Raw genomic sequence first — 16,292 nt, forward strand, 5'->3', positions numbered from 1 at the left:
GGCCCACGTTCCGCAACTCGGGGATCAAACGCCGCGCGAAGCCTTCTTCCTGCCGCCCCCGATGACGGCGCCTCCCTGCCCGCGCACGAACTTGCGGACCACGCGCAGGCGCGGCGCCCTCGGGTCCGCATGCTCCTCAGCGGCCATCGCGGTGCCTTCCGGCGCGGTGCGCCCGGCCCGCTTCTCGCCGTACATCGCCGCATCCGCGTGACGAATCAGCACCTCGGGCTCGCTGCCGTGCTCGGGGCAAACGCTCACTCCCAGGCTGGCGGTGATCTCCACCACAATCCCGTCGCGCAGTTCGACCGGCTGCGCCACGGCGCCGAGCAGCTTCGCGGCAATCGGTTCGGCGGTCGCAAGATCCGTCACGCCAGGCAGAAGCACGACGAACTCGTCGCCGGCGATGCGCGCCACCGTATCCGTCTCGCGCACGCTGTCGCGCATGCGCCCGGCGACCGTGCCCAGCACCGCGTCGCCGACGTCATGACCGTGGCCGTCGTTCACTTCCTTGAAACGATCCAGATCGACGAAGAACAGCGCAAACCCTTCGCCGGTGCGCCGCCAGTGGGCGCTCGCGTGGCCGACGCGATCGTAGAACAGGCGCCGATTGGGCAGGCCGGTCAGCGGATCGTGCAGCGCGCCGTGGGTCGCGCGATCCAGGCTCTCGCGCTCGCGCGCGACCGCCGCACGGTGGCGACGCAGGTACAGCACCAGCACGGCGAGCGTTGACAGGGCCAGACCGATCGCCAGCAGCAGCGGCTCGCTGCGGATGTCCCGGAAGCGCAACTGGCGCGTCACGGTCAGGCGTACGGGCTGCGAGGTGCTGACGTCCTCGACGTTCAGGGTGAACTTCGGCAACAGGCGGCGCTCCAGCGCACCGATCGGCTGCGCGGCGAGGACGGCGTACAACGGCGGATCCTGCGGGCCCGTCTCACCCAGCATGCGCAGCACATGCGCGGTCCGCGGATTGCGACGGCCGGGAACCATCGAATCGGCCTTCACCACCAGCAATGCATAACGCTGCTCGGCGCCCGGAACCCGCATGACGGAGCGCACCGTGTCGGTGCGCCTCATCACCACGTAGGCGAGCGGCCCCTCGATGAGCGCGAACGGGCGCGTGGACACGGCTCCGTGCCCCGCCTCGGCGCGCAGCAGTGCCTCGCGCAGGTGCGGCACCGAATCGAGATCGAGCCCGAGCACCGGCAGCGACTCGGGCGTTTCGGGCCACCGGAAGCTGATCGGGAAATAGGCGGCCTTCTCCCCGACGGGCTGCCACCGTCTTCCATCCTGGTAGGTGAAGGTGCCGATCCGCGCACCGGGGCCGGCTTGCGCGGCGAGCGCCCGCTCGAAATCATTCCGCGCATGCGCCGGCACCTTCTCGACCACTTCGAGCATGTAGATGTGCGGATGCTCGCCCAGCAGGCGGCTCGCGTAGCCGGCGATCTGCTCCCGCGCCGGTGCGCCCAACACGTCGAGAAATGCGGCGAATCCCGACAGCAGGGCGTCGTTGGTGCGCAGGCGGTCGCGCAACAGCTCGATGTCCGCCTCGGCATCCGCCTGGAACTCGGTGCGGATCTCTTCCCATGTTCCGCGCAACACCAGCGCGAACAGGGATACGCTGAACAGCACCCACGCGAGCAGCAGCACCGCGTAAAGCGGATTGTCGCCCCTGCGCAGCTGCGACCCTTGCTCGCCGTCCACGATTCCTCCCCTCCCGACCGGCCGCGCCGACTCGTCGGCCCCCGGCCCAGGATGAGTGCCGGTGAGTGCACTCTATTCCTCTCCGCTTATGTCGTATATATGGCAAAGGTCGTATCTATCCGACTGATTTGGCAGAGTATTTGCGCAAAGCCATCGTCGCCCGCATGGCATGGCGCAGGCGCTGCGGCGAGCGGCGTGCCCGGCCCCAAAAAGGATCCGTCGCGGCGACCTAGCCCCATCTGCGCTATAATGCAAAGCTTTGTTTTAACTGAAAATCAGGATCCGCCGTGCTCGTCGCCGCCAACATCACCATGCAGTTCGGGGCCAAGCCCCTGTTTGAGAATGTCTCCGTCAAGTTCGGCGAAGGCAATCGCTACGGCCTGATCGGCGCGAACGGCGCGGGCAAGTCGACCTTCATGAAGATCCTGTGCGGCGCGCTCGAATCGAGTGCCGGCAACGTCTCGAAGGATCCGCACGAGCGCATGGCCTACCTGCGCCAGGACCAGTTCGGCTACGAGGACATGCGCGTGCTCGACGTCGTCATGATGGGCCACGAGGAGATGTGGGCCTGCATGGCGGAGAAGGACGCGATCTACGCGAACCCCGAGGCGACCGAGGAAGACTACATGCACGCGGCCGAGCTCGAGGGCAAGTTCGCCGAGTACGACGGCTACACCGCCGAGTCGCGCGCGGGCGAACTGCTGCTGGGCGTGGGCATCGGCACGGAACTGCACAACGGCCCGATGAAGAACGTCGCGCCGGGCTGGAAGCTGCGCGTGCTGCTGTGCCAGGCGCTGTTCGCGAACCCCGACATCCTGCTGCTCGACGAGCCGACCAACAACCTCGACATCAACACCATCCGCTGGCTCGAGGACGTGCTCAACGAGCGCAACAGCACCATGGTGATCATCTCGCACGACCGCCACTTCCTGAACCAGGTGTGCACGCACATGGCGGACCTCGACTACGGCACGATCACCGTGTACGCCGGCAACTACGACGACTACATGGAGGCGTCGACCCTCGCACGCGAGCGCCAGAGCGCCGCCAATGCCCGGGCAAAGGAAAAGATCCAGGACCTGCAGGAATTCGTGCGCCGCTTCTCGGCCAACAAGTCCAAGGCCAAGCAGGCCACCAGCCGCCTCAAGCTCATCGACAAGCTCAAGCCCGAGGACGTCAAGCCGTCCAGCCGCCAGTACCCCTGGATCCGCTTCGACTACGACGACAAGGACAAGCTGCACCGCCTCGCGTGCGAGGTCGAGAACCTGTCCTTCGCCTACGAAGGCATGGAGAAGCCGCTCATCGGCAAGTTCTCGATCGCCATCGAGGCGGGCGAGAAGGTCGCGGTCATCGGCGAGAACGGCGTCGGCAAGACCACTCTGATGAAGCTGCTGGTCGGCGACCTGCAGCCGCAGAAGGGCAGCATCAAGTGGGCCGAGAAGGCCAAGCCGGGCTACTACGCGCAGGACCACTCGGCCGACTTCGCCGGCACCGAGAAGCTCACCGACTGGATCTCGGAATACGCGCGCGTCACCGCGGCCGCGACCGGCGAGGACCTCGAGACGCTGATCCGCGGCACGCTGGGCCGCCTGCTGTTCTCCGGCGACGAGGTGCGCAAGCCCGTAAACGTGATCTCGGGCGGCGAGCAAGGCCGCATGCTGTTCGGCAAGCTGATGCTGTCGCGCCCCAACGTGCTGCTGATGGACGAGCCGACCAACCACCTCGACATGGAATCGATCGAGTCGCTCAACACCGGCCTGGAAAAGTTCACCGGCACGCTGGTGTTCATCTCGCACGACCGCGAGTTCGTGTCCTCGCTGGCGACCCGCATCATCGAGATCAAGCTCGACGGCACCATCGTCGACTACCGCGGTACCTACGAGGAGTACCTCGCTACGTACGTGTTCGGGGCTGGGGGCGCATAAGTACATAAACTACTGGTGTGGACAGTCAATACAAGCATTTCGACAACACGCCCAGAACGAAAAAGCCAACCGATGGAGGTTGGCTTTTTCGTTGATACAAATGTCGCAATGTCGCCGCACTTGTCTAGTGACTCATTCGGGAGGGCGATACCGCAAGCGATCAAGATGGGCGATAGCCCTCCGAAACCTATCCGGAAAACCTTCTTGCGTATAGTATTTTCCAAACCACTGTAGCAACAACGGGTTTAAATAGCCCTCATCGATCTGCTCAAGGGTAAGGCAACGTATTGCCTCTAGGGCTGATGACACAGTCTCACTGTCATCGCCGCCGCTCAGTTCCAAATTTAGTAGGGCCTGAAGTTTTTCTCTTCGACGCTTGCCAGCTTCTCTGCTGTTCGCTCCCGGAATAGGGCTTGAGAGATCGTCTTGCCCCACTAGCCTCTGCAAAAGAATCTTGCGACTGCTGGACGTCGTATTTACACCCTCAACAACTTTCGCGATCTTTTCAAGCGTATCTATGCCAGCAAGGTTCGCATAGTAGTAGATGGGCAGATACGCTGACGTTTCAAAGCAGACCTGCTTGATGAACTGGAGAGGGTTCTCGACTTGGGTTCGATTCAGAAATCCTTCAATGATTTCTGGAAGGTGAATATTACGAACAACCAGAACCTTCCTCTCTGGCTGGATAAGTGCGCCAGGAACGATTGCTGCGACTCCTACTAGTCGAAGTGCAGGCGCTCCTCCTTTTTCTGTAAAGTGCCCCTCTCGAATAAACTTGAGATGCGAAAGAGATTCCTGATCAATGTAGAATTTTGAACCGGGCCCGAGGCCGTGGCCTGTTGCCAAGTCGATGAGTGCAGTGTTTTCTATCCCCGTCTTGGCAATTTGCCTGAATACTCTCAGCCAGGCCGCTTGGTCATCCCTTCTTTGCTCGTCTAAAAGGTTCTGAAGATCGGAATATCGTATCCGCTGCGAACGCCCTCGGTAACGATAGTAAATTTCCCCTTCAACCAAATGGCTCTTGTGAGACTGCGCGGCTATGACCGGCTTACGACGAGCCTCTCGTATGTACAATACGACGACCTTTAGCCCCCGCACTTCAACGACATGGCCCTCCCACTCAATTTCAACTCCAAGTGACTGGTTTAGGAACTCGGAAATCGTTGTCGGGTCAGTCGCCTCCCATTTGGCAAGATCAGTACCCACTACATCACGTGGCCGATCTTTTACCCCAAATACGAAGTAACCACCCCGGCTATTTGCGAATGCAGCGATTGTTTTTGCGTACTCAGCCCTATTCCCCCAAGAAAACGTCTGCTTGAATTCAATCCAACCGCTCTCTCGAGTTATCAAGCGATGGGGGTTCTCAGGATGAAATCTGAAAATAGTTGCCAAGTTCTGATCGGAGAATGGCTCACTTGCATACTGTGCAATATCAGCAGTTCTTCGGGGCTTCGCCAATTTTATTTTCCTTAAATGACCAAGCTTGTCGACTTAGCGGATAAAAGCCTCGACACGCTCGCATCAAACGCCCGCTTGAAGTCCGGATCCGACGCATACCGCTTGTAGAGGTCCAGTTCCCGCCGCCGCTCGACACTGATCGCCTGTTGGATCAGGCGCTCCAGCGCCAGCTGCCGGTTCTGGCTATCCGGGTTGTCTTCGACCTGGGCCTTGTAGTCCGCGTGGCTCATCACATGCTTGGCGATGTTGATGAACTTCACGCGCTGCTCTTCCGGGGTGGCTTCCCAGCCTGCGAAATGGCGCTCGTTGAAGGCGCGAACGATCTCGTCGAGCGGGTCTTTGTCGCCGTCGCCGAAATGGGCGCCACGGACGTTCGGATTCTGGGGTTCCAGTTCGGTTTCCGAAGCGTCCAGGCCGATCTTCACCTCAAGGCGTGACCTTTCGAGCCCGTATGTGGAAAGGTCAATGCTGTTCAGGAGTTCATCCAGCTTGTCCTGATCCGGGTCCTTCACCTTCAGCTTGGGGATCAGGAATTTCAGGAACCAGTGCAGCATTTCCCAATTCACGTTGTTGAACGGGATGATGGCCGCCACCTGAGCGTAAATCTTCACGAACTGCTTGGCCTTGATCTTGAAATCGATCCGCTGCTCATCGTCGAGGTCAGCCTCGAAGCGGGCCACCACGTTATCGATGATCGGATGCAGTTCCTCCGCTTCAGCGCTCGCAAAGAACTTCTCGTTGAAGCTCGTCACCTCCGACCAGTCGTAAATGCCGAAGTTATCCAGCACATCCTTGAGGTCGTGCAGCACGTTGACGTCGGTGGGTTCGCTCAGGGTCGTTGCCGTGTAGAACGGGTCGAATGCGGCCTTGATGTCGTCCACCGTGTTGTAGAAGTCGAGCACGAAGGTGTCGGTCTTACCCAGCTTCCAGTTGCAGCGGTTCAGGCGTGAAAGCGCCTGCACCGCGAGTACCCCTTGCAGCTTCTTGTCCACGTACATGGTGTGCAGTATGGGTTCGTCAAAGCCGGTCAGGTACTTGTTTGCCACGACCAGAATCTTGAAGTCATCCTTCCCAAATTCCTCGGGTAAGTCACGAGCAGAAATGCCATTCAGCCCATCCTCGGTGTACTTGATGCCATCGACGGTTTTCTCGCCCGAGAAGGCCACCAGCGCCTTGAATGGCGCGTCGGCCTCCTGCAGGGCGGTTCGGATGGCGAAGAAGTAGCGGATCGCGCATTCGATGTTGCGCGTGACGACCATCGCTTTCGCCTTACCCTTCAGCTTCTTCGCCTGCCAGACACTGCTCATGAAGTGATCAACCATGATCTTGGCCTTCACCTCGATGGTCCGGGGGCTAGCCTCGACAAAGGCCTTGAGCTTCTTCTGCGCCTTGGCGGTGTCGAACAGCGGGTTTTCTTCGACCGATTTCTGAACTTCGTAGTAGCTCTTGTAGGTCGTGTACTTCTCCAGCACGTCGAGGATGAATTTCTCCTCGATGGCCTGCTTCATGGAGTACAGGTGGAAGGGGTAGAACTTCCCGTCCGGGCCTTGCCGCCCGAACTTCTCCAGCGTGGCCGGTTTCGGGGTGGCGGTGAAGGCAAAGTAGCTGGCGTTCTGGCTCATCTTGCGGCCCTTCATGGCCGCGAGAACCTTGTCCTGGAGGTCTTCCGGCACTTCCTCATCTTCCGCACCCAGCGTCATGTTCAGCTTGTCGGAAGCGCTGCCAGACTGCGAAGAATGGGCCTCGTCGATGATGACGGCGAAGTTGCGGTCGGTCAGATCATCAATGCCGTCCACGATGAACGGGAATTTCTGCACCGTGGTGATGATGATCTTCTTGCCCAGCTCCAGATGCGCCTTCAGTTCAGCGGCGCTCTCGGCATGGGCGACGATGTTCTTGGTTTCGGAGAAGAGCTTGATGTTGTCCTTAAGCTGGGTGTCCAGTACCCGGCGATCGGTCACGACGACCACGGAATCGAACACGTTGGCGGTGCCTGCCGTGTCGTACAGCTCTACCAACTGGTAGGCCAGCCATGTGATCGAATTGGACTTGCCCGAGCCCGCCGAATGCTGGATCAGGTAGGTCTGCCCAACACCGTAACGCTTGGCGTCGGCCAGAATGCCACGCACTACGTCCAGCTGGTGATAGCGGGGGAAGAACAGCGCCTTGCGCTCCTTGCCCGTCTTCTTGTCCTTCTCGACGGTGAACTTGGCGAACTGCTCGATGATGTTGGTCAGGCTGCGGCGCGGCAGGATGTCTTCCCAGAGGTAGGCCGTCTTGTGGCCTTTCGGGTTGACCGGGTTACCCTTACCGAAGTTGAAGCCCTTGTTGAACGGCAAGAAATTGCTGTCAATCCCGGCCAACTGGGCACACATGTAGGCCTCGTCTGGGTCCAGCGCAAAGTGGACCAGACAGCGGCCAAATTCAAACAATGGCTCACGCGGGTCCCGGTCAGTGCGGTACTGCTTGATGGCGTTGTGGACGTTCTGGCCGGTCCAGGGGTTTTTCAGCTCAAGCGTCGCAATCGCCAAGCCGTTGACGAAAAGCACCATGTCCACCGACTTGAAGGTGTCTGATTCGCTGTAATGCACCTGCCGGGTAACACTGAAGACATTGGCCTCGAAGTTGCCAACGACTTCCGGGTTCAGGTCGTTGTAGGGCAGTCGGTAGAGCAGATCGAAATGAGCATCATCGATGTCCAGCCCCTTCTTAAGGATAGCCAGTACGCTGTCCTTCTTGATCTTCTTGTTCAGCCGCTCCAGCAGCAGGCGCTGCCAGTTCGGGCGATCCTTCAGTTTCGCCAACTCCTTGGGCTGAGTGGTTTCAAGAAACTGCCAGAAGAGTTTGCCGTCGATGGCAAACTCTCTGTCGAAGTCAGCAGGATTGCCAATGCAGTAGCCGTCCTTGGCGAGGGCGTTTTCGATGTGCGTTTCGAGCGCTGCTTCGTTGGTTTGGCTGACCATATTCTTCCTTAGACCCTGATTTGCCCTGTAACAACCCTGGCTACCACTCCCCTTTGAAATTCCTTCAGGCTTTCGATTTCTCGACGCAGTTGCTGAACTAATACTTCATGATGCGCCTGAATTTCTTCCACCAACTTCACGATCGCGTGCTGTTGGTTTATCGGCGGCACTGGTAACAACAGTGGCGCGAAGTCATTAAATCGGATTCGTAGGGCTCGCTGCCTGACTGCAGAACAAATAACTTCGATGTAACCAGATAATGCCATTTGCCTTAAAACAAGCGCAGCAAAACAAGGCGATATCTCGCTATCGTTAATTGCATCGCAGACAACGTATTCTGGCGAGCACTTCCCTTCTGAATCAGAAACGCCAATAGCGCCGGCGAAAGCGTCCATTGAATTAATGACTAACTGGCCTGGTCTGACGCCCTGATAGCCTTGTTCGAGCACCGCAAATGTATAGCCATCTAGGCGCCGATTTGAGCGTAAAGTCACTTCCCCATCACGGTATGCAGTTACCACCTCATGAGATGGCTTTACCGGCAACCGGCTTTGTCTGAAAAGGTATTTCGCTCTTTTTGCCCCCCAGTGCCGGGGTAGTTTTTCTACCCACGGAATAGCGGAAACGTGATTACATTCTGCTGAATTCATGCCAAAAACCGCTGTTTTTATCAGTACGGATTTTTCCTCCTTCAGCAGCTCAATCAACCGCTCTTTCTTTGCAATCGCTGTATCGATCTCTCCAACTTTCTGATCGAGGAAGGCAACGATACGGTCTTGCTCCTCGCGAGGAGGAAATGGTGTTGCAAGGCTGAAGAATATGTCCCGAGTAATAACGTTCCGTAGCCCGGTATACAGCGAACGCAGTCGTTTTCCCTGGTCCAGCGAGAGGTAGTAGTAGTATAAGAAGGCACTGGAGACATTTTCATTGCATCGCGTAACGGTATATGCCCCTGTGATCATTCCGTAATGTTTTGCAAGGCCAACTGTTCTGGGAGTCTCCTCGACGTCAAAAAGACAGAAGACCAAATCGTCAGGGGAGACCTGCTTATAGGTGTCGAACTCGGCCGGAAACTTGCCTTTCGGATTTTCCATGTCACGGAGAATCACACCTTGCAGCGTCAGCGACAGGAGCTTGAACTTGGGCGCGTCTTTCCCCACGACGGCTTTACGCTCGCTGAAAAGAAATTTATTTTTTTTGATCCCCCAGTGAGACGGAATGTCACCTACCCAAGGAATGCCACTAGGCTTGTAGCTCTCGTAGCCCTGCATTACTTCGCGCCCTCAACAAAGCTCACCAGTTGCTTGAGCAGGCCATCGGTCTCAGCTTCCAGCGCTAGGATTTCCGCCGTGACTTCTTCCAGGCTGCGCAACGGCTTGTGCTGGTAGAAATACTTGTTGAAGCTGATCTCGTAGCCGATCACGGTCTTGTCGATGGCGATCCAGGCCTCATCCACATGGGGGCGCACTTCGCGGATGAAGTAGTCGTGGATCACGCTGGATGCGGACAGGCTGGAGTCCAGCGCCAGCGGCACATTCTCAGTGTCGCGCAACTCACTGTCCGGCTCGTACTCGATGTACTCGCCGGTTGGTGTCGCCATATAGCCATAGTCGCCCAGCTTGTCGCGGGTTGTACCCAGCTGGTTCAGCAACTCATTCAGCTTGCCAGCATTGAGCTTGTGGACCTTTTTGACGACCTTCTCAGCCCGCTCGTCGCGCCAGCTGACGGCGTTAAGAATTTGCTTGCGGGCGGGTGCCGTCAGCTTCAGGCCCAGCGCTTTGAGGGCGTCATCGACGATGCCCTCGAAGCGGTTGAAGTCGAGGAATTCGCCGCAGCCGATCTTCTCGGCCAGTTGCTGTGCGGCCTGCATGATGTCGCGTTGCTCACGCCATGTGGCCTCGGACAGCAGTTCCTTGCGGTTCTTGGGCGAGAGGGCGATCTCTTCGCGCTCAAGGTGCGCTTCGATTGCTTCCGTATGCGCCTTCAGGTTGGTGTAGACCTCGTCGCCGTACTTGCCATACACCCACTCCATGATGTCCTGCATGCCCGGTGTGAAACGCAGCGTGGCAATGCGCTCCGGGCTGAATTGCGCAGCCACTCGCAGCGGGCGCTCCACCGTGACCTTGTAGTAGCCGAAGTCGCGGTTGTTGAAGACTTTGGAAATGCCGCCGTTCGGCATTTCCAGGTACAGCTGGGTGATCTGATGGATGTGCTCGTCGGTGAACTCGCAGTTCTTCTCGCCCAGATTCTTGCGCAGCTTCTGGTACAGGTTGCTGGCGTCGATCAGCTGCACCTTACCCTTACGCTTGTCGGCCTTGTGGTTGGAAAGGACCCAAACGTAGGTGGTGATGCCGGTGTTGTAGAACAGGTTGTTCGGCAGCTGGATGATGGCTTCGAGGTGGTCGTTCTCGATGATGTGGCGGCGGATGTTGCTCTCGCCGCTGCCTGCATCCCCGGTAAACAGGGCCGAACCGTTGTGGACGGAAGCGATGCGCGAGCCCATCGGGCTGTCGCTGCGCCGCTTCATCTTGTTGACCATCTCCATCATGAACAGGAGCTGGCCGTCAGACGAACGTGGGATGGCAGGATAGAAGTCGTGAATCTCGCCGGTGTAATCGGACAGATTGACCTGGAAACGATGATCGATCACGTCCTTGCCATCGACGATGCTCTTCTGGTCGCTCTTCCAGCTCTTGCCGTAGGGCGGGTTCGTCAGCATGAAGTCGAAGCGCGTGCCCGAGAAATCGTCGGTCGCCAGCGTGGAGCCGAACTTGATGTTTTCCGGGTCGTTGCCCTTGATCATCATGTCGGACTTACAGATGGCGTAGGTCTCCGGGTTCACCTCCTTGCCGTAGAGGAACACGCCCACCTTGGCCTTGATCTCGCCTTCGGGGTCGGTGATGAAGTCCTGCGACTCGGTGAGCATGCCGCCGCTACCGCAGGCCGGGTCGTAGATGGTCAGCGGGTTGGGAAGTTGATCCCTGACCGGAATGAAGACCAGATTGGTCATGAGCTTGATTACTTCGCGGGGCGTGAAGTGCTCACCGGCCTCTTCGTTGTTTTCTTCGTTGAACTTGCGGATCAGTTCCTCGAAGACGTAGCCCATGCCCAAGTTGGACAGTCCCGGCTGGGTGCGCCCATCCGGGCCCTTACGGTCGTTGGGGCTGAGGTTGATCTCCTCGGAAACGAACTTCTCGATCACGTCATGCAGCACGTCCGACTGCGCCATCTTGCGAATTTGGTTGCGCAGGTCGAACTTCTCGACGATCTCCTTCACGTTGTCCGAGAAGCCATCGAGGTAGTTCTTGAGGTTGGCTTCCAGCTGCGACGGGTTGCCCAGCAGCGACTTCAGGGTGAAGCGGGAGGTGTTGTAGAACACGTAGCCCGATGCTTCACGCAGTCCATGCGGATCGAGGTCGGCCATTTCCGCGTCTTCACGCTGGAAGCGGACCTCTTCGAGCACCGCTTCCTTGCTGGGCTCCAGCAGGCAGTCCAGACGGCGCAGGACGAACATCGGCAGGATGACATCGCGGTACTTGCCGCGCACGAAAACATCCCTGAGGCAGTCGTCAGCGATTGACCAGATGAAGCTGACGATCTTGTTGTGTACTGAGTGATCCATATGCCTTGAAATCTTCTCTGGGCAGCGGCCCGTGATGAAATGGGAGCCCGGACGCCACGGGCATGAATGTCGTGCCTTCTTACCAGTTACCGGTTCGGATGAGCATTCGGGCGGTTTCATTCAGGCGGCAGCGGACGCATCTTCCACCAGTTCTCCTGGTGGAGCGTCCAGTCACGCCGGAGATGCTTCCAGCCTACGCGCCCATCCGGGAGCAACATCCGACCGAAGCGAGCGTCAAGATAGTTGAGGAGCTCGCGATGGAACGGCGCTGTTTCCGGCCACGTAGCAAACCAGGAATCATAATGGTGCATTTCCTGGAGAAGCCTCTCGTAGCGCTCCGCATCCTGAAACAACATCGCCTCGCGCAGCAGCAGCATCAGCGCTGCAGCGCCATCAAAGGTCCCAAGATCGGATAGTCGGTCGAGGCAATGAAAATCGACCGCACGGCGCCGGAACGGCGTCCCTGCCTGCGGCGGAGCATCAGCGAAGAGCGCGGCCGCGGCCTCGCCAGGCAACTTCCCCATCCACCCGCTCACCGTCTCCAGCGGAGTGGAGTGTTTCATCGGCGCCATCGCCAGTTGAAGCGCAGCCCAGAACGGGTGCCTGAGCCAGTATGCCGATCCGGGATAGCGGTCTTCCACCCGGTCAACCAGGTTCGGCTTCTGGTCGTCCAGGGTGAGCCTGTCCCTTCCCGGGGTAACCTCGCCGCGCGCGTACTTATCCCAGAGGCTTGGGCGCTGCACCGTGCCCTCCTCGAACCGCACGATGCTTTCGGGCCGGGCGAACTCCAGCTCCAACGCATAAGCCGTCTTTCCCGAACGCACCGCCACGGCGTTGAACCACGCCTTGACCCGGAACGACTCGACGGGGTGGCGGGGAGGCTTTCTTCTTACGCTGTCTTTGTATGCCATTGCAGTTAGTGTCACGACATTAGTAGAGATGGTGCCACATGGACGCCAGCAGTGGCTGTCCCGATACTCGCCGCCGATGCGTGACGAGGGCAAACAGGCCGTGACTGACACTGCAAAGAATCGAGTTGAACTGGCACTCGAGGCCGATCTCATCACACGGTATGGGCATCTCGTCGGGGGAGCCAATCTGCGGCGCCTCTTGGGCTACGCGAGCAGCGAGGCGTTTCGGCAGGCAGCGAAGCGCGGATGCCTGCCTGTACCGACTATTCACATTCCTCATCGCCGCGGTCGATTTGCGTTCGCTGTAGACATCGCACGCTGGCTAAGTCGGTTGCGCGAGACCGGCAGCCAAAGCCAAGAAGGAGATCCCACTGGTGGTAGCCGTGGGGTACCGCCTGACAACTCCGCCGACCCGAGTAAGAATCACGGCGCACATGACGAGGACTCGAACTGATGGCGCGACTTGAGTACATCCGATACCGCCCGAAGCGGCCTGTCATATCCTCTGGATCCATCGAGTGGGTAAAGGAGCCGTCCGTGCGCACGGTCGATCGCTTGCCCCAGATCTTTTGGGATGACGGGCAGCCGTGGCCCGAAGCCAATCTGTTCTCGCTAGAAGTGGCGCGCAATCGGGAGGTGAAGATCGAGACGCTAACCCGCCTCATGGAGCATCTTCACAAGTACGCAAACTGGCTGGAGCGGGAGCAGATTGACTGGCGGCACTTTCCGCAAACGAAGGCGGAGCGGGTGCTGGTGCGCTACCGGGGTGAGTTGGTCGATTCCCGTGATCATGGCTACTTACGTCCCTCGACGACCACGGCCCGCATGCGCGCTGTAATCCGCTTCTACCGTTACGCGGCGGGTCGCCAATTCATCAGTAGGGACGCGCCCAAGTGGCAGGACAAGGCAGTGGTCGTGCGCTATTTCGATACCGCTGGGTTCGAGCGCACGATGAATCGTTTGACGACCGATCTCTCCATCCCAAATCGTGCACGTCCCGGCCTACGACTGGAAGACGGACTGCTGCCGATCTCGCGTCAGCACATGTCCGAGCTGCTGCAATTCGCCAAGGAGAATTGCTCCGAAGAGCTACACCTGATGCTGATGGTCGGCTTCTTCACTGGAGCGCGGATCGGCACGATCAGGACGCTACGCGTTAAAGCACTGGAGGATGCTGCGCGTGATCCAGATGTGTCTTGTTGGCGCGCGATGAAAACTACCCAGTTTTAGCGGGGTGTGCACGCTGAAAATTACCCAGGGTCATTAACCTCCGCCGCTTCCGTTGTGAAGCGGGGAACCGAGGAGATGATGACCATGAACATGCTGGGTAAGGTAAGGCGGTTGTACTACCGCGAGGGGCAGTCGCTGTCGGAGATCGAGCGGCGCACGGGGCTCACGCGCAAGACGATCCGCAAGTGGCTGCAGGCGCCCGAGGGGCTGGAGCCGAAGTATCGGCGCTGCGGCGGCGACACCAAGATCACGCCGTATGCGGCGCAACTGGTGAAGATGCTCGAGATCGATGGGCGACGGCCGGTGCGGGATCGGCGCAGCGCCCTCAAGCTTTTCACCGAATTGCAGGCGCAGGGGTTTGACGGCGACTATAGCCGCGTCACCGAATTCATCCGGCGCTGGCGTGCGCAAGGTGGCACCGCGGTCACCAAGGCCTTCGTGCCGCTGCAGTTCGAAGCGGGCGAGGCCCACCAGTTCGACTGGAGCGAGGAACACCTCGTGATCGGCGGGGTGTGGCGCAAGATCCTCGTCGCGCATCTGAAGCTGTGCTACAGCCGCGCCTTTGTCGTCCAGGCCTACCCGACGCAGAGCCACGAGATGCTCTTCGACGCGCATGCGCGGGCGTTCGCGACCCTGGGCGGAATTGCCCGGCGCGGCATCTACGACAATATGAAGACCGCCGTCGATCGCGTGAAGAAGGGCAAGGCACGCGTGGTCAATACGCGCTTCGCGGCGATGGCCTCGCACTACCTCTTCGACCCGGACTTCTGCAACGTTGCTGCGGGATGGGAGAAGGGCGTTGTCGAGAAGAACGTGCAGGACAGCCGGCGCCGCATCTGGCAGGACGCGGCGGCGGTGCGCTTCGGCTCCTTCACGGAACTGAACCTGTGGCTGCTGGGGCGCTGCCGCAGTCTGTGGCAGGAACTCAAGCATCCCGACTACGACCTCACGCTGGCCGAGATGCTCGAACAGGAACGGCCGCAACTGATGCCGATGATCGTGCCCTTCGACGGCTACGTGGAAACCGTCGGCAAGGTGTCGAGCACCTGCCTCGTGAGCTTCGATCGCTGTCGCTACTCGGCGCCCTGCGAACTGGTGGGGCAGGTGGTGGGCATCCGCGTCTACCCGGAGCGCATCGACCTCGTCGCCCACGATGCGGTGGTAGCGAGCCACGTGCGCAGCTTCGGCCGCAACGAGGCCCGCTACGACTGGCAGCACTACCTGCCGCTGATCGAGCGCAAGCCCGGGGCGCTGCGCAACGGCGCCCCCTTCGCCGACATGCCCGAGCCGCTGCAGCGGCTGCGCGCCTTGCTCCTCAAGCGCGAGGGCGGCGACCGCCTCATGGCCAAAGTGCTTGCCGCCGTCCCTGCGCACGGCTTGGAGACGGTGCTGATGGCCATCGAGGTGGTGCTCGAATCGGGGCGCCCGAGCCCCGAACACGTCGAGAACGTACTCAACCGACTCAAGTCCACACCGCCACCGGAGCAGGTCGCGACGGCGCTCACCGTGAGCGAGGCGCCGGTAGCCGATCCGCAACGCTACGACCGCCTGTGTGGGGAGGCGAGCCATGCGTGACCTGATCGCCGAACTCAAGAGCCTGCGCCTGTACGGCATGGCCGACGCGTGGGCTGACCTGACTGCTCAAGGGGAGACGGCCGCGCAGAGTTCGCGCTGGCTTCTCGAACATCTGCTGCAGGCCGAGGATGCCGACCGGCACGTGCGCTCCATCGCCTACCAGCTGCACGCGGCGAAGTTCCCGGTGCACCGGGATCTTGCCGGCTTCGACTTCGAGCAGTCCAAAGTCGATCGCGAACTGATCCACGAACTGGCCACGCTGTCCTTCACCGAAGCCGCCCACAACGCCGTGTTCATCGGCGGAACGGGTACCGGGAAGTCGCACCTGGCGACGGCGCTCGGGGTCTCCGGCATCACTCGTCACGGCAAGCGGGTGCGCTTCTATTCCACCGTCGATCTCGTGAATCTGCTCGAACAGGAGAAGGCCGCCGGCAAGGCGGGCCGACTCGCCTTCTCCTTGCTGCGCATGGATTTGGTGATTCTCGACGAGCTCGGATATTTGCCCTTCAGCCAGTCGGGCGGGGCATTGCTCTTCCACCTGCTCTCGAAGCTCTACGAGCACACCAGCGTGATGATCACGACCAACCTGACCTTCGGCGAATGGGCGACCGTGTTCGGTGACGCGAAGATGACCACGGCGCTGCTCGACCGGATCACGCACCACTGCCACATCGTCGAGACCGGCAACGAGTCCTATCGCTTCCGCCAAAGCACGGCCGATGCGAAGTCGCGCATCGCGGCGCGCGAGCAGATCAAACGGGGAAAGATCGCTGTGACGGAGGATGAACCCTTCTGATCGGTCGCCGCGCAGAGGGAACCCGCTCCGGGCTACGCCCTGCACGGGTTCCCTCTGCGCATTCCGACAGACCGACCAGCGGAACCGAAAAACCGATCCGTTGGGCTA

General features: G+C 59.8%; 10 protein-coding genes. 4 read left to right on the forward strand and 6 right to left on the reverse strand.

Annotation, left to right across the window (positions count from 1 at the left end; genetic code table 11):
* Window positions 1-24: 24 nt before the first annotated feature.
* Window positions 25-1,701: a diguanylate cyclase domain-containing protein gene (locus tag U5817_RS24600; RefSeq protein WP_407279169.1), complete on the reverse strand. Its 1,677-nt coding sequence runs from the start codon at window positions 1,699-1,701 to the stop codon at window positions 25-27.
* A gap of 287 nt (window positions 1,702-1,988) precedes the next feature.
* Between U5817_RS24600 and U5817_RS24605 the strand changes: the two genes are divergently transcribed.
* A complete protein-coding gene (locus U5817_RS24605) occupies window positions 1,989-3,626 on the forward strand; it encodes an ABC-F family ATPase (RefSeq protein WP_407279170.1) in 1,638 nt (545 codons plus the stop codon).
* Between the two features lie 132 nt (window positions 3,627-3,758).
* Here the strand turns inward: U5817_RS24605 and U5817_RS24610 are convergent, their stop codons facing one another.
* Genes U5817_RS24610 through U5817_RS24630 form a run of 5 tightly spaced genes read right to left on the reverse strand, consistent with a single transcriptional unit; the run spans window position 3,759 to window position 12,583 of the window.
* On the reverse strand, window positions 3,759-5,087 hold the full coding sequence (locus U5817_RS24610; RefSeq protein WP_407279171.1) for an ATP-binding protein: 1,329 nt from the start codon (window positions 5,085-5,087) through the stop codon (window positions 3,759-3,761).
* Window positions 5,088-5,098: 11 nt separating this feature from the next.
* The gene (locus U5817_RS24615; protein ID WP_407279172.1) at window positions 5,099-8,050 is read right to left on the reverse strand and encodes a type I restriction endonuclease subunit R; all 2,952 of its coding nucleotides are present in this window, start codon (window positions 8,048-8,050) and stop codon (window positions 5,099-5,101) included.
* An 8-nt stretch (window positions 8,051-8,058) separates the two neighbouring features.
* Window positions 8,059-9,321, reverse strand: coding sequence for a restriction endonuclease subunit S (locus U5817_RS24620; RefSeq protein WP_407279173.1), 1,263 nt, complete (start codon window positions 9,319-9,321; stop codon window positions 8,059-8,061).
* Window positions 9,321-11,792 carry an N-6 DNA methylase gene (locus U5817_RS24625; protein WP_407279174.1) on the reverse strand — a complete coding sequence of 824 codons (2,472 nt, stop codon included), beginning with the start codon at window positions 11,790-11,792 and terminating at the stop codon, window positions 9,321-9,323. Before U5817_RS24625 ends, U5817_RS24620 begins: the two co-directional genes overlap by 1 nt.
* Window positions 11,789-12,583, reverse strand: a complete 795-nt coding sequence (locus U5817_RS24630; protein WP_407279175.1) for a hypothetical protein — start codon at window positions 12,581-12,583, stop codon at window positions 11,789-11,791. Before U5817_RS24630 ends, U5817_RS24625 begins: the two co-directional genes overlap by 4 nt.
* 537 nt (window positions 12,584-13,120) lie before the next feature.
* On the opposite strand from U5817_RS24630, the gene U5817_RS24635 reads away from it, so the two are divergent.
* From U5817_RS24635 to istB, 3 genes are all read left to right on the forward strand, one after another.
* A complete protein-coding gene (locus U5817_RS24635; protein WP_407279176.1) occupies window positions 13,121-13,813 on the forward strand; it encodes a hypothetical protein in 693 nt (230 codons plus the stop codon).
* 84 nt (window positions 13,814-13,897) lie between these two features.
* Window positions 13,898-15,388 carry an IS21 family transposase gene (gene istA / locus U5817_RS24640; protein ID WP_407279177.1) on the forward strand — a complete coding sequence of 497 codons (1,491 nt, stop codon included), beginning with the start codon at window positions 13,898-13,900 and terminating at the stop codon, window positions 15,386-15,388.
* A complete protein-coding gene (gene istB / locus U5817_RS24645) occupies window positions 15,381-16,184 on the forward strand; it encodes an IS21-like element helper ATPase IstB (RefSeq protein WP_407279178.1) in 804 nt (267 codons plus the stop codon). Before istA ends, istB begins: the two co-directional genes overlap by 8 nt.
* Window positions 16,185-16,292 lie beyond the last annotated feature (108 nt).

This window comes from Aromatoleum evansii, from assembly GCF_045689615.1.
GTDB classification, from domain to species: domain Bacteria; phylum Pseudomonadota; class Gammaproteobacteria; order Burkholderiales; family Rhodocyclaceae; genus Aromatoleum; species Aromatoleum evansii.